Source organism: Heyndrickxia sp. FW510-T9 (assembly GCF_058781025.1).
In genome coordinates, this window is record NZ_JBYSWK010000014.1 from 1 (window position 1) to 15169 (window position 15169).

The window sequence follows — 15169 nt, forward strand, 5'->3', positions numbered from 1 at the left end:
TATTTAAGAGGTATTGCCCTTTTGAACCTTTAAAAGGACAAATGCCTTTTCTTTTTGCTTCCTTCTGTCCTTTTGTTAACTTCTAAAGGACAACTTGCTTCTCTTTTTGCTTCCTATTGTCCTTTTGGTTCCTTCTAAAGGACAATTTGCTTCTCTTTTTGCTTCCTTCTGTCCTTTTGGGTCCTTCTAAAGGACAACTCGCTTCTCTTTTTGCTTCCTACTGTCCTTTTGGTTCCTTCTAAAGGACAAGTTGCTTCTCTTTTTGCTTCCTACTGTCCTTTTGAATTCCTTTAAAGGACAACTCGCTTCTCTTTTTGCTTCCATCTGTCCTTTTGGTTCCTTCTAAAGGACAAGTTGCTTCTCTTTTTGCTTCCATCTGTCCTTTTGGGTCCTTCTTAAGGACAACTCGCTTCTCTTTTTGCTTCCATCTGTCCTTTTGGGTCCTTCTTAAGGACAACTCGCTTCTCTTTTTTGCTTCCTACTGTCCTTTTGAATCCCTTAAAGGACAACTCGCTTCTCCTTTTGCTTCCATCTGTCCTTTTGGGTCCTTCTTAAGGACAATTTGCTTCTCTTTTTGCTTCCTACTGTCCTTTTGAATCCCTTAAAGGACAACTCGCTTCTTTTTTGCTTCCATCTGTCCTTTTGGTTCCTTCTAAAGGACAACTCGCTTCTCTTTTTGCTTCCTACTGTCCTTTTAAATCCCTTTAAAGGACAACTCGCTTTTCTTTTTGCTTCCTACTGTCCTTTTGAATCCCTTTAAAGGACAACCCGCTTCTCTTTTTGCCTCCTACTGTCCTTTTGAATCCCTTTAAAGGACAACTCGCTTCTCTTTTTGCTTCCATCTGTCCTTTTGATACCTTCTAAAGGTCAACCCTCCCTTTTTTCTCTTCCATTTTTCCCTTCATTAAAAATTAATAGGGTGAGGGACTCGTCCCCTCACCCCTCAAATAGAGATTGACCAATGTATTCATTGTTTTTGATACCACGCGGAATTGCGAAAAGCCCGGTTCCAATATGAGTGGTATATTCATTTAAAGCATCTAATTTTCCAAGTTTTTGAAGCATTGGAATCAGCGATTGGGATGGTTTATTTTGAAATGAAATGAATAATAAACCAGCCTGCAAGTTTCCTGTTCTTTCGTTGATTCCATTCGTATATGAAAATGCTCGTCGATAAATTTCTTGTCCCGTGCTATGGGCAAGTCGAACATGGGAGTCTGCCGGAAGCTTTTCCATGATTACCTTATCTTTTTCGTGCTTTCTACCAAATGCGGCTCCAGAATCTTTCCGACGACCAAAAATGTTCTCTTGATCACTAAAAGAATCTCGATCCCAAGTTTCAATATGCATTTTAATTTTTCGATAGCCTAAATATGTTCCCGCTTGCATCCATTTTGGTTCGTCTTTCCCTGCCCAAATAACACGGTCATGTCCAGCGGTATCTGTTTCAGAAACATTAGCGGTGCCGTCTTTGAATCCGAACAAATTCCTAGGAGTTTCTCCTTTTGGGCGATTGATAAATCCGTTTTCCATCCATCTTACATTTGCCGTTCCAAGTGCTTCCTTAATTAAATTTCGAATAGCATGGAAGGCAACTTGCTGATTATCAGCACAAACTTGAACAATAAGATCCCCATTAGAAATGTCTCCATCTAAGGAATCATGTGGCAGCTTTGGAATTTTCACAAGCTCATTTGGCATCGACTTAGCTAAGCCAAATCGATCTTTGCCGTTTTTTAAAAAGAATGAATGACCAAAACCAAATGTTATAGTTAAATTAGATGGACCTAACCCCTTCGCTTCATTTGTGTCATTTGGCGGGAGCTGGGTATTAGAGCTATTCGATTGAAAATGCCCCTTCGTTAAGGTTGACGCAAGTTGGGTCCATGATATAAACAATGCCATGACTTTCTCCACCTGATGTATAGCGGGATCAATATCAAAAGCTGTTAAATATCCATAACTTTGATGAGGAGTGACAATTCCAGCTTGATGTGTTCCAAAGAAAGGAATTAGGTCGGAATTCTTATTCTTCTTTTTGGGTTCCGCCCCTACAAAATGCATCGCTGCACCAAGACCGCTAGTAGCAATGGCAATTCCGCCACCTGCTAAAGCTGCCATTTTTAAAATGTCGCGTCTCGAATATTCTGTTTGAGTTTTTTCCGATTCCTCTTTCATAAATCCATCAGCTCTCCTTAAAAAAGTACAAGCGCCGCATCTCGCACGTACAGATATTGTAGTCCTCGACTAAAAAATCCGTACGCCGATAGATTGCTTGCGCTAGACATTGATTAAACATTCGTTAAATAATTGATTTTACTTTCTTATCCATTAAAAAACTTTTGCAGTTTGTGCCATAAGTTTTGATAGTTTACTTAATTCATTGCTAATCTCACGAATTTGCGATTTAGTTAAGTCTGTGTAACTAACAAAAGTATCATCTGATTTTTTGTATTTCATTAGAAGTTTATTAATAGCTTGAAACTCCTCATCTAGTTCTGTAGCTAACTCTTTATTGTTTTTATTAAGAGCAGGAATAATCGCTTGATATACTGCTTCGGCTCCATCAACATTGCCTGTTAAGTCAATTAAATCTGTGTGAGAGTATCTTTCTTCTTCACCTGTAATTTTGGAAGTAGCAGCTTCTTCTAATAAATCCATTGATCCTGCAACCATTGCCTTCGGTTTTATATCTAATGTTTTTACTTTTTCCAGTAGGGCTTCCACATCTTCAACCAGTTGTTTCGCATATTTTGCTTGACCATCTAAGCTTTTCTTTTCCCATATCGCTCTTTCTATTTCGTGGAAACCAGTCCATTCTGTGTCTTTATCTATATCATTAATGCGGGCATCGATTCTAGGGTCTAAGTCTCCTAAGCTTTCCGCAATAGGTTCAATTCTTTCATAATAAACACGTGCTTTTGAATACAATGGTTTTGCTTTTTCTATATCTCCAGCTTCTACGGCTTGCGCAAAAGCTTTTGTTGATTCTACTAATTGTTCTGTTTGGTCTTGCACATAATCTTTATAATTTTTCACAGCTAAATCCATTTCCTTACTAGCTTCCACTTTCGTTTCTTTAGCGGCAGCCAAGTCTTTTAACTGTGCATCTAATTGTTCACTGTTTTTTTGCATTTCCGTCAAATCCGGCTTGCTTAAGTTAGACTGTGCATAGATTGGCTGCTGGAACCTTTCAATTTTAGCATATTGCAATGGAAAGCGGTCACGAACTTGATTTTCATAAGATAACCATTGTGTATTAATTTCTTTTGCATATTTTTTCGCATTGTCTACATCTTTATCATTGATAGCGTTTTGAAGCTTTTGATTCAAGCTTTGCATTACTTTCGTTCCTTGTTTTACTGGATCTTCCGCTTGAGAACTAGCTTGCTTATTAGATTGTTTCTCCTCGTTCCCGCAAGCAGCAAGTGCAGGTATAAGGATGATAACCATAATAATAGAAAGAATGATTGAATTTTTATATTGTTTCATCGTGGTGACGAAACTCCCTTCATTAATTTATTCTTTTGATGTGTCGCCCATTGACCTTTTATGATAATGGTAAAAGCAATGAGTAAAAATAACACTTGTGGTGCAGTGCTATACCAGGATGGGAAAATGCTTAAATGGTTGACAGATGGCAACTGATCGGAAACCGTTGATGGTAATACTCCCGCCATTTGTAAACTATGTATTCCTGATCCCATAAATTTAAAGCACAAGTAAAAAACAATAAGACTTGATATTAAGAAAAATGGTTTAAGCGGTAGCTTCGTACCGATTTTCAGCATTAAATAACCGATAACTATTAAAATACCAAAACCGACAACAATCCCTGTAATTAACTGCGATGTTGGCATACGGCCAACCATCCCTATTAAAAAGATGACCGTTTCCATTCCTTCCCGTAATACAGCAAGAAAGGCAAGCAATGCAAAAGAGAGCATTCTTTTTTGACTCATTGCTTTTTCCGTTTTGGAACGTATGAAATTATTCCATCTTTTTATATCAGAGTTGCGATGGAGCCAGTAAGCAACATATAACAACATAATACTGGCAATCACGCCAGACCAGCCATTAATAAGGGAATTATTATTTCCAAAGGCTGCAGCTGATAGCAGCATGGATACAATAATACCAACGGCAATACATGTTAGGACAGCGAGAGTCGTACCGCCCCAAACCCAATAACGAGTTGAAGTTGACTGTGCTTTTTTAGCAAAAGTCAAAAGTGCTCCAATTACTAGGAGTGCTTCTAATCCCTCTCTAAGTGGAATTAAGGCAGCGTCCCACATTCCATAGCTACTAGAGGATAGAGATTTTAAATTTGTAATCATTTGTGAAATCAAAGGAAGAGCTTTTTCTCTTGTTGATGGTTTTGACAAGTACGCATTCATCATCACAAGGTCTTTTTCGGATTCAGTGTAAATAGATTGCGACTTACTCACAACATCACCTTCAACAGATAACCAATCCTGCTGAAGTTGCACTATTTTTGCCTGTGCCGTCGCCCATTGTTTATTTTCTAATGCTAGCCTGGTGGCTTCCAAATTTTGAATGTAGCTATCCATGGATGAGTGCTTTTCTTTATTTGCCCCTCCATATAATCCACTTTCATAATCCCGAAAAGTTTGGATAAGAGTTTGCAGATCTTCTGTTGCACTTTTGTCATTATTTAAAATGTCAATGGCAGCAGTACTAATCTGTTGATTTATGTCAATTGATGCATCAGGAGAGTCCTCACGAATTTGAATGTGATTTTTCTGCCACCAATTTTTGAAATTGGTAAATGCTTGATCTGCTTCTTTGCTATTTTTATTATTTAAAGCTGTTACGGCTGTCTCCAAATTTGATATTGCTAGTTTGATATCGACCTTATCTTTTGCATAAGTAAAGTTAGGCAATATCAGCAATAAAGAGAATATGCCAATCATTATCAGAAAAAGGCCTTTCCATCTATGTAAAAACACTTTCTCTCCACCTTCCAAAACAAGATAATGATAATCATTATCAATACATATTATAGTTTATTGCGACTTAGAACAACTGTCAATACCAAATTAAATCCAGTGTTATATATTTGGACATCATTATTACTTATTATTGCAAAAAAAGAACATAGGGGTGCCACCATAAAAAGTAGATTTTCAACATTAAATGTATATCCAGATACAAAAACAGCCGATTTTCACCACTTTATGGTGTAACCGGCTTCATTTTATTATTTGTTTAACGATAACAATGATTAAATAGAAGTAACACTTTTCGAATCAAAGCGATTTTCACCAAAATAATCAATGCGAAACAACCAACTTAATTAGTCGATACTTCTACTTGATCCTGGTTCACTAACGGTTTTCTCACTACCTTTACATCGTAAAAGGTCGTTTTATTTTTTATTATAAATTCAGGTACTCCCCCACGATGAGCATGCGCTTCTTTAAACTCATTACTTTTTAACCAGCCATTAAAGCCGTCTTTGTTTTCCCATCTTGTAACAATCGTCACTTCTTCATAATCCTTTGTATTTTGAGTTAATAATACTTCAAGCCCTACAAAACCCTCTTTTCCTTCAATTTTACCTACTTTATTAAAACGATTAATGAACTGCTCCGCATTCCCCGGTTTTAAATGTACTGTATTGGTTACAATATACATGTATCTTCCTCCTATTTTCTTGAAAATTTTCATTTCCAATTTATGAAGCTATCGCATTGTCTAGACTCTTCTATGTTTTTGCCTCTCTCTTTACTAACTTAGCATGAATGACTAATCTTCCTTTTAATGGATCTAATGAGTAATCACATGTAGACAAAGTCACTATTCGATCTTTACCTGAAAATGATATATTCGTTTTATAGATGGATTTCTTTTTCAACTCATCAATGAAGGTCAAGAAATCCTTTTCTAATGGAAAATTTGTCTCAATATAGTAGAAATCTGAGGTCGTCTGATATACTGAAAAAACCTCTAAATCGTAACCTTGATATAAGGTATCGTAATAGATGGTACGATGCTTCTGAAAAAAATCCTTGTCTAAATATTTCTTCAGTTGTCCAAACATGGAGCCATCTTTCATTCTGTGACCATAAAGTATCGTGTTTTTTTCCGTTTTGGATTTTATATCGTTACGATAGTCCATAAAAATACTTCCTGCTCGTGCTGGATCATTTTTATAATTTCGATTTAAATAGTAGTTATTATCCTTCGCTTGGAGTATTGGATAATGAATCTGCGTGTCATTGATAGTAATCCATCCAACTATATCTTTATTTATTACAAGCAGTGGCTTGAATTGTTTCCTAATTTCCCCTTTATTCGATACCATTTCAGTCTGTTTACTATTGTCATAGATTTTCTGCGCTTCTCCTAAAACTTTACGATTTTGATAATAGCTATTAAAAATGATGAAAAGCTGATATCCAGAATAAACAAATACAACAATAACTATTACTGTAAAAATACGTTGGATTAGTGTTGACAGCTTTTTCATCATAATCATCCTATCTGCTCATCTTGCTTTGTGTAATTAAATACCTAAAGGAACCATGTATAACCCGGTTAAGTTATTTCGTTGAAGAGCTACATCTACTCCATAAATTTCTTTAATAGTCTCTTCCGTAATGACCTCATCAGGGATCCCAGAGGCAATTATTTCTCCATCTTTCATGACAATAATCGAATCGCTATATCGAATCGCTTGATTGATATCGTGCAATACCATGACAATAGTCAATCCATATTGTTGATTCAGCTTTTTCACCAGTTCCAATAGTTCCATTTGATAATAGATATCCAGAAATGTTGTGGGTTCATCTAAAAACAATATATCTGTTTTTTGAGCTAGGGACATCGCAATCCATACGCGTTGACGCTCTCCCCCGGATAATTGCTCCAGTGGCAACTGACGTTTCTCTTGTAAATTTGTACACGTAATAGCCCATTCAATTACTTCCTCATCTTCAGAGGAATGCTTTTTAAATACACCTTTATAAGGAATTCTACCAAACCCAATTAACTGCTCTACTGTGACATCGGCTGGTGCTTCATTTTGCTGATATACCATCGCAATCTTTTTTGCTAATTCTTTGGGACTATAATGATCGATCGAATTACCGTCTAATAGGATCTGTCCTGTTTTTGCCTTATAAGTTCTGGCCAGCACAGAAAGAAGCGTTGATTTCCCACAACCATTTGGTCCAATAATAGTAGTAATCTTTCCTTTTGATATATTTCCACTTATTGACTTTAACTGTACTCGTTTTTGATTATATGAATAGGAAATAGACTTAAATTCCATGGACACGCTCACTCTTTCTTAACAAAAATATTAAGAATGGACCACCTATAACTGCCATAATGGTTGATGCAGGAATCTCTAATGGAGCAACTAAGGTGCGTCCCAATGTATCAGCTGTTAGAATTAATAATGCTCCTGCTAATGCTGAAAACGGTATTAATGTTCGATGATCTGAACCAACAAGCTGCCTAGAAATATGTGGAATAAGTAGTCCTACAAACAAAATAACACCTGCAATCGAAGTTGCTACAGCAGCCAATAGTACGGCAATGGCCGATATTATTAAGCGAGCCATTGTCACATTTAATCCTAGATTCTTTGCCTTCTTATCCTGTAGTGCTAGAAGATTACACCAGGCACTTACGATTATCGCCAGTATTAGTCCTACAACTCCATACGTTACAATGACATGGACATCCCCCCATGTTTTCATCACTAAATTAGATGCATTGGATGAACCAGCTGTTATATTGAAATAAGTGCAAATCGTCAACAATGAATCTCTTAATCCAGTGAACATGGCACTTATCGCAATACCTATTAGGATAATTCTCAAAGGCTTAAGTCCTGATTTCCATGAAAGCCAATAGACTAAGCAACAAGATAATCCGCCACCAATAAATGCGAATAATGGTGCACTAATAAACAAAGCAGGCATAAAAAGCATTCCAAATAGTGTAAAGAAACTGGAACCTGCAGAAATCCCAATGATACCTGCATCAGCTAGTGGATTACGCATTACTGCCTGAAACAATACTCCTGCAACGGACAAAGTGGCTCCAGCAAACATTGCAACAATCATTCTTGGAAAACGAAGGTCTCTAATCACTTCCACTTTATTATTTCCACCATTGATCAATCCAACTAACAGGTCTTTAATAGGAACCGTTACACTACCTGTAATGGCAGCATAACTAAACATTGCAAGAAGCAATCCTATCACTACAATGAAACTAATCAATTTTTTATTCATATTTATCTTCCTTTAATGATTAAACATGTTATTTGTAAAGTATTTCCACTAATTCATCTAACGCCTCATCTACATGCAGATTTGCAGTCGTTCCAAATAAAGGTTCTTTCAAATCATAGACACGATTATTTTTGACCGCATTAAAATGCTTCCAAATATCATTTTTCTGAAATTCCTGATTAAACATCTTCGTTACTTCATCCGGTATTCCGTGAGATAAGCGAATAATAGTATCTGGATTTGATTTCTGTAAATATTCCGTATTGGCAGAAATGTATTCTACGCTCTGTCCTTTTATCGCATTTCTTCCCCCAGCTACCTCCACTAAATTCCCCACATAGGAATGCTCTGTCGCTACAAGGTAACTTCCAGGGATCCCAAGAAGAATCAATACTTTTGGATGTTTTTTATGACTCGTTTGCTCTTGAATGTTTTTTATCTTAGCTTCTATAGAATCAACTAAATCATTTGCACGTTTTTCTCGATTATTCTTTTTCCCTAAATCTTTAATAGATTGATTTAATCCTTCTACACTTTGTAGATTTAAATAACTAGCTGGAATATCCATGTCTTTAAAACTTTTACTTAAATCATATTTCAACGTTGTAACAGACAATACTTCTGTTGGATCCAGTGTTTTAATAATCTCCATATCTGGCGACATAGGATTACCAACCTCCGTCGCTTTTTTATAACGATTAGGTAGCTTATACTCTGTAGTTGGAACTCCTACTAATTCCAGCCCAAGCTGATCCATAATTTCTGTTATCGCAAATGTTGTAGCAACGATGCGCACTTTAGGATCAGTCGCCTTTTTAGTGATATTGTCTTTATTCGTTTGGCTTGCACAACCATTAATGACGAAGAGAATTAGTAGTAAACAAATTCCTGCTTTTAGGCGTCGCACTTTACACTCCCCTTCCTTCTAAAGCAGTCAAATAAGCTACAATTTCCCTTAAATATCCTAAAATACTAACTTCTATAAATAGTAAGTTTAAGAGAAATAGATATTCATTCGGAGTAGAAAAGAAAAAGGGAAGGAACGAAACAATGCTATTTAGCTCCTTCCCTTACCTAAGACTTTATAAAGATTTTGCTCTATATTTTCTAATCAATACCAGCAATGAACCAAGTAAAAGGCAAATATACAATCCAATTTGGGCTGTATCCGCTGTTTTTGGATTCGTTTTTTCTGTTTCAACCGCATCATTTTTGCCAGTTGGATCAACGGAATTATCTGCATTACGATCAAAATTCGGATTATCGATATCCTTTTGACCAGGATCTACCTTGGTTGGATCTTCGTTAGTATCCTTATTTTCATTTCCTAGGTTAAGACTAGTTAAATCAAATACGAAGCGAACAGGATAGGAATGGCCAGCTGCTGGAACAGCAATTTCTGCTTGGTAGCTATTTTGAATCATAGAAACTGCTATTTTCAGAACTTTAGTCTGCTTTGCTTCATCTGCACTTTCTTGTACAAACTTAGTAGATTTTCCATTTATATTAAATGATATATCTCCTAACACAGAGTATCCTTTTATTTGAGTTAAAAGAATTTCTTGTTTCCCGTCTTTCACTCTTAATACTGCTTTATCTGCAAAATAGGAATCGAAAGCAGAGAAATCATCAGAGCTTACACTTAATACTTTTAAAGGCAGGCTATATTCACCATCTTTTAATCCGATATTTGGATCCTTTTGACCAGGATCTACCTTGGTTGGATCTTCGTTCTGAACAGGTGGAGTATTCCCATTATTATCTTCGTTAGTATCCTTATTTTCATTTCCTAGATTAAGACTAGTTAAATCAAATACGAAGCGAACAGGATAGGAATGGCCAGCTGCTGGAACAGCAATTTCTGCTTGGTAGCTAGATTGAATCATAGAAACTGCTATTTTCAGAGCTTTAGTCTGCTCTGCTTCATCGGCACTTTCTTGTACAAACTTAGTAGATTTTCCATTTATATTAAAAGATATATCCCCTAACACACTGTATCCATTTATTTGTGTTAAAAGAATTTCTTGTTTTCCGTCTTTTACTCTTAATACTGCTTTATCTGCAAAATAAGAATTAAAGGCAGAGACATCATCAGTGCTTACACTTAATACTTTCAACGGAAGGCTATATTCACCATCTTTTAATCCGGTATTAGGATCCTTTTGTTCAGAATCTACTTTGGTTGGGTCTTCGTTCTGTACAGGTGGAGTATTCTCATTATTATCCTTATTTTCATTTCCTTCGTTAAGACTAGATAAATCAAGTACGAAGCGAACAGGATAGGAATGTCCAGCTGCTGGAACAGCAATTTCTGCTTGGTAGCTATTTTGAATCGATGGAACTGCTACTTTCAGAACTTTAGTCTGCTCTGCTTCATCGGCACTTTCTTGTACAAACTTAGTAGATGCGCCATTTATATCGAATGATATATCCCCTAACACACTGTATCCATTTATTTGGGTTAAAAGAATTTCTTGTTTCCCGTCTTTTACTCTTAATACTGCTTGATCTTTAAAATAAGAATTAAAGGCAGAGACATCATCAGTGCTTACACTTAATACTTTCAACGGAAGGCTATATTCACCATCTTTTAATCCGGTATTAGGATCCTTTTGCTCAGGATCTACTTTGGTTGGGTCTTCGTTCTGTACAGGTGGAGTATTCTCATTATTATCCTTATTTTCATTTCCTTCGTTAAGACTAGATAAATCAAGTACGAAGCGAACTGGATAGGAATGTCCAGCTGCTGGAACAGCAATTTCTGCTTGGTAGCTAGTTTGAATCGATGGAACTGCTACTTTCAGAACTTTAGTCTGCTCTGCTTCATCGGCACTTTCTTGTACAAACTTAGTAGATGTACCATTTATATCAAATGTTATATCCCCTAAAACACTGTATCCCTTTATTTGTGTTAAAAGAATTTCTTGTTTCCCGTCTTTTACTCTTAATACTGCTTGATCTTTAAAATAAGAATTAAAGGAAGATGCATCATCAGAGCTTACATTTAATACTTTCAATGGAAGGCTATATTCACCATCCGCTAATTCGATTTCAGCCGCTTTAACACCAAGAGATTGTAATGGTCCATTCAATGCAAGAAGTAAAACAAACATACAAACGAATAATCTTATTGCTTTTTTCAATTGGATGATCCCCCTATTTACTAAATTTTATTTTTCTTCCAATCAGTACAAGCGACCCTATAAAAAGTAGTGACAATAGAACAATAGAAGCTGAATCACCTGTTTTTGGATTATTTATTTGTTCTGTTTTATTTCCTGCAGACTGTGCATTATTTGTCTTCTCTTGTGCTGAATTTTTAGTTTGAGCCGCACTTGACTTGCTTTCATTGTTATTAGTAGCTGAATCTGATAGTTTGATAACCTTCAAGCTATTTTCATTAAATGAAAGTCTGACTGTATACCAGTGATCGTAAGATTCATTAGCTATAACATGCATTTTCGCATTCGATGTATTGGATATACTGTCAATTGCAAACTTAACCGTTCTTACCTCTCCCTTTTTACTTACATTTGAAACATTTTTATAGCTTCCACCGGATCGAACTTGAAATTCTTTAATCGAACTGCTTGTTACATTCAGTGTTATAAAGTACTTACCTTTATCTATTGTTAATGTTGCTGGTTTGGAAAAATAGCCATCCGCCATCGATGCCGATCCATTATCAGGCTTAATCACAGAATATTGAATGCTATAAGTCCCGTCAGCTAATTGTGCAGATGTGTTTTTGCCTGGTGTTGTCATAAATAAAAGTACTATGACCATTGAAAATAGAATCAAACTATAGTTTCTAAGTTTTGCCACCCTAATCATCCTTTCATTCTATGTACTTGATATTTCATTCTACTTTGAAATTCAAAATAACCACCTTACACTACTCTATTTATTGATAATGATTATTATTCTCAATAAGGATTAAAAAAAATAATCCCCTCTTCACCCCCACATGAAAAGTATTGTAAGACTTATTTCACATTCATAGTAATTGATAATGATTATCAATGTCAATGATAATTTTGAAATTTATCAGTTTAACCTAATTCCTACATATTCCCCAGATATTTCTTTGTGCTTTTTCCTGTCTCTATCAGTATGTACGAAAATACTCTGGCAATTCTGTAGGTCATCATCAAATTGCTGCTAATTGTAGCCTGCTAGTACTTTACAACGCTGTGTTTCTGTTAGTAGAAAAAAAAAGCTGTAATCTAATAGATTTTCAGCTTTTGCTCCTGTTTCGAAAACAATTCTATTTAGTTTATCGTTCACTAGAATAACTCTTATCAATCCCCATTATGTTTGAAGACTCTTTTAACAACTTTGAAAGAAATAGTAATTGCGGAAAAGGTGTTAATATTAATTCTCTATTATAGCCCTTATCAATCATGGCATTAATTATTCTTTTCTCTTCAAATAGTATATTAAATAATTCGGGATATAAATCGTTTTTAAAATAATTGCTGTAGTTTTTAAAAAAAGATTGCTCATTTAAAACAAAGTTCGATTATTTAAAATAAAGATTGATAATTAATAATAATGTTTGATTAAAAATCCTGTTTTAGATATGCAAGACTTTTTCTTGTTCCACAATCGGGCCATTTGGGTGAATAAAAGAATGTATTGTTAAACATATGAATTTTTTCCTCAGTAAGGTAAAAGATAATAAAAAAATAAAGCTGGGTGAATATATTTATGAATAATAGGAGTAAAATGAGTTCGGCGGAACTGGGTTCATTATGGATAACTTACCAAAAAAAAACGATGATTTTGCGGATATTGGAGTACTTTATTGAGAAATCCGACGATCAAAAAGCTAAAGATCTAATGTCAGGATTGTGGAAAAAACTTCATCCGAAGGTCATCGAACTAAAAGTGATGTTTGAAAATGACGGGGTTGCACTGCCAATCGGGTTTACTAAAGAAGATGTTAATCTGAATGCTCCTAAGTTATATGAGGACGGATTTGATATTATGTTCAGTAGAGTATTAAAAGAAATTAGTATGGGCATGTATGTCCTACATATGACTACATCCTATCGTGAAGATATCGTTAAGTATTATAAGCAACTTACTGATTTAACCCAGACCTATTATAATTTATTTACACAGTATCTTCTTGAAAAAGAATTTCTTTCTCGCCCGAACTTTATAACTATGCCAAACTCGGTTGATTATATTACCGATAAAAACTACATGAAGGGAACTAATCTTTTTGGTCATAAGAGAACATTAAATACTGTTGAGTTTGGAATACTATATCACTCCTTTGAGACAAATATTACTGGTATGCAATTGATGAAAGGTTTTGCCCAAAGTGCTAAGAATGAAGAAGTGAAAAAATATTTTACAAAAGGACAAGAGCTTTCGAAGAAAATTTTGATTGAAACCGAGGAACTCCTTCATCAGAATAATATTCAGCCACCTGCTACACCAGGAGGTACAGTTACAGGATCGACTGAGGCACCATTTTCGGATAAACTGATGATGTTTTGTAACTTCCTTCTAGGCGGGTTTAGTCTTGGAGGTCAAGGCTTTAGTTTAGCTTTCATTTTACGTAATGATGTTATGGTGAAAACAGGTGTATTCGCTAAGGATATATATGAATACACAATAGAAGGTGCGAAGCTTATGATGTCTAATGGATGGTTAGAAGAACCACCGAAAATGGACACTTAATTTTTTTGTTGTTTCACATAAATTAAGAAGAGTTTGGGATATGAACGGCTGGTGTTATATCATACTATTGTATTGTTTTGGTGAGGAATATTTTTGACAGACTTTTAGAAGTTGTTAGTAAATTAGACATAATAGCCTACTTGGACAAGTAATATTGTAGTTATAAACAATAGCAACTTTTTTTCGTTAGACTGGATAGTCTATATCAATACTATTACCACTTAAATAAAAACAATTAATCCTAGTGTTGATTATTTAATTATTAAACATTCCTACCCTTTACTCCAATAAGAGCAATGCACCAAATGTTGAACTATACCCATAGTTCAATGTGAAAAGCTGGCAATCTTAGTTGACCATCATCCTTACCCCTCGTTTTGTTGAAATATATCATTCTAAAAATTCAAGTATATAATTTCACAAAGTAAATTCAAGCATACGCCTTCTTTTACGAAAACTAATGGTTGAAGTCACAACAATATGAGACTTCAACCATTAGTTTGCCACCTATTTGATCATATTATTGCCAACTCTTCTAAATAAAGGTCAACCTCTTTTTCAATAGTCATTACTATAATCTTTTTAATTCTTCAGTTACAGTGAAGAATTAACGGAGAGAGGGCTTTTAAGTTAATTCCGACTTTAAAAGCCCTCTTCTTTTATGCTTTTTTACCTTAAACTGAGCGATTTGGGTTTCGGGTTTGAAGACATTTTTTTTCTATATAGTAATCTCTCAATTTCATGTGAGATTTTTCTATAATCCTCATTTGACAATGAAATTGTTCTATTATGTAAAGATACTGCATTATCATATATAATAATAGGAGTATTCATATTTAATTTTTTTTGTTTTATATAAATGCTGTATAGGGGATGGTTAACATCAGCTTCGGTTGCAGTATTATTTTTATAAAAAATAGTAGAGAGAGATTCGACAAGTAAAGATTTTTTATTACCTTTGAAAGTATATACAATGGGATTTTTATGAATATGATCTATTACTTGAATTAATTCAACTTTATGGAAAATAGACATTTCATTATCATTTTGCGAATCATCTTCAAATTTTCCTAAAAAAAGATATAAAAAGATTATAACAAGCAATAATACGGTTAGTATATATTTTACATTCCTATTCATATGTACTCTCCCTCATATTAAATAATTATAACAAAAATAAGAAAACGTTCATGAATGAACCT

General features: G+C 34.9%; 14 protein-coding genes. 1 reads left to right on the top strand and 13 read right to left on the bottom strand.

Annotation, left to right across the window (positions count from 1 at the left end; translation table 11 throughout):
• Window positions 1-238 precede the first annotated feature (238 nt).
• The 12 genes from AC3WJF_RS09360 to AC3WJF_RS09415 all read right to left on the bottom strand — a co-directional run bounded on the left by AC3WJF_RS09360 (window position 239) and on the right by AC3WJF_RS09415 (window position 12560).
• Window positions 239-457, bottom strand: a complete 219-nt coding sequence (locus AC3WJF_RS09360; RefSeq protein ID WP_492451464.1) for a hypothetical protein — start codon at window positions 455-457, stop codon at window positions 239-241.
• A 479-nt stretch (window positions 458-936) separates the two neighbouring features.
• Window positions 937-2178 carry an iron uptake transporter deferrochelatase/peroxidase subunit gene (gene efeB, locus AC3WJF_RS09365; RefSeq protein WP_492451466.1) on the bottom strand — a complete coding sequence of 414 codons (1242 nt, stop codon included), beginning with the start codon at window positions 2176-2178 and terminating at the stop codon, window positions 937-939.
• Between the two features lie 153 nt (window positions 2179-2331).
• Window positions 2332-3492 (bottom strand): iron uptake system protein EfeO, encoded by a 1161-nt coding sequence (gene efeO, locus AC3WJF_RS09370; RefSeq protein ID WP_492451468.1) that lies wholly within the window; start codon window positions 3490-3492, stop codon window positions 2332-2334.
• Window positions 3489-4970, bottom strand: a complete 1482-nt coding sequence (locus AC3WJF_RS09375) for an FTR1 family iron permease (RefSeq protein WP_492451470.1) — start codon at window positions 4968-4970, stop codon at window positions 3489-3491. The genes efeO and AC3WJF_RS09375 overlap by 4 nt, the downstream gene beginning before the upstream one ends.
• Window positions 4971-5313: 343 nt before the next feature.
• Window positions 5314-5658 (bottom strand): heme oxygenase, encoded by a 345-nt coding sequence (gene isdG / locus AC3WJF_RS09380; RefSeq protein ID WP_492451472.1) that lies wholly within the window; start codon window positions 5656-5658, stop codon window positions 5314-5316.
• Between the two features lie 70 nt (window positions 5659-5728).
• Complete coding sequence (srtB, locus tag AC3WJF_RS09385) at window positions 5729-6502, bottom strand: class B sortase (protein WP_492451474.1); 774 nt, start codon at window positions 6500-6502, stop codon at window positions 5729-5731.
• A gap of 27 nt (window positions 6503-6529) precedes the next feature.
• Window positions 6530-7300, bottom strand: a complete 771-nt coding sequence (locus AC3WJF_RS09390; protein ID WP_492451476.1) for an ABC transporter ATP-binding protein — start codon at window positions 7298-7300, stop codon at window positions 6530-6532.
• On the bottom strand, window positions 7290-8273 hold the full coding sequence (locus AC3WJF_RS09395; protein ID WP_492451478.1) for a FecCD family ABC transporter permease: 984 nt from the start codon (window positions 8271-8273) through the stop codon (window positions 7290-7292). The genes AC3WJF_RS09390 and AC3WJF_RS09395 overlap by 11 nt, the downstream gene beginning before the upstream one ends.
• A 28-nt stretch (window positions 8274-8301) precedes the next feature.
• Window positions 8302-9180: a heme ABC transporter substrate-binding protein IsdE gene (isdE, locus tag AC3WJF_RS09400; RefSeq protein WP_492451480.1), complete on the bottom strand. Its 879-nt coding sequence runs from the start codon at window positions 9178-9180 to the stop codon at window positions 8302-8304.
• 175 nt (window positions 9181-9355) lie between these two features.
• Complete coding sequence (locus tag AC3WJF_RS09405) at window positions 9356-11416, bottom strand: NEAT domain-containing protein (protein WP_492451482.1); 2061 nt, start codon at window positions 11414-11416, stop codon at window positions 9356-9358.
• A gap of 13 nt (window positions 11417-11429) precedes the next feature.
• Window positions 11430-12098, bottom strand: a complete 669-nt coding sequence (locus AC3WJF_RS09410) for an NEAT domain-containing protein (RefSeq protein WP_492451484.1) — start codon at window positions 12096-12098, stop codon at window positions 11430-11432.
• Between the two features lie 336 nt (window positions 12099-12434).
• Window positions 12435-12560, bottom strand: coding sequence for a hypothetical protein (locus AC3WJF_RS09415; RefSeq protein ID WP_492451486.1), 126 nt, complete (start codon window positions 12558-12560; stop codon window positions 12435-12437).
• A gap of 423 nt (window positions 12561-12983) precedes the next feature.
• Here AC3WJF_RS09415 and AC3WJF_RS09420 point away from each other — a divergent pair, with 423 nt between their 5' ends.
• Window positions 12984-13967 (top strand): DUF3231 family protein, encoded by a 984-nt coding sequence (locus AC3WJF_RS09420; protein WP_492451488.1) that lies wholly within the window; start codon window positions 12984-12986, stop codon window positions 13965-13967.
• Window positions 13968-14636: 669 nt separating this feature from the next.
• Here the strand turns inward: AC3WJF_RS09420 and AC3WJF_RS09425 are convergent.
• The gene (locus tag AC3WJF_RS09425) at window positions 14637-15107 is read right to left on the bottom strand and encodes a hypothetical protein (protein ID WP_492451490.1); all 471 of its coding nucleotides are present in this window, start codon (window positions 15105-15107) and stop codon (window positions 14637-14639) included.
• Window positions 15108-15169: the final 62 nt, after the last annotated feature.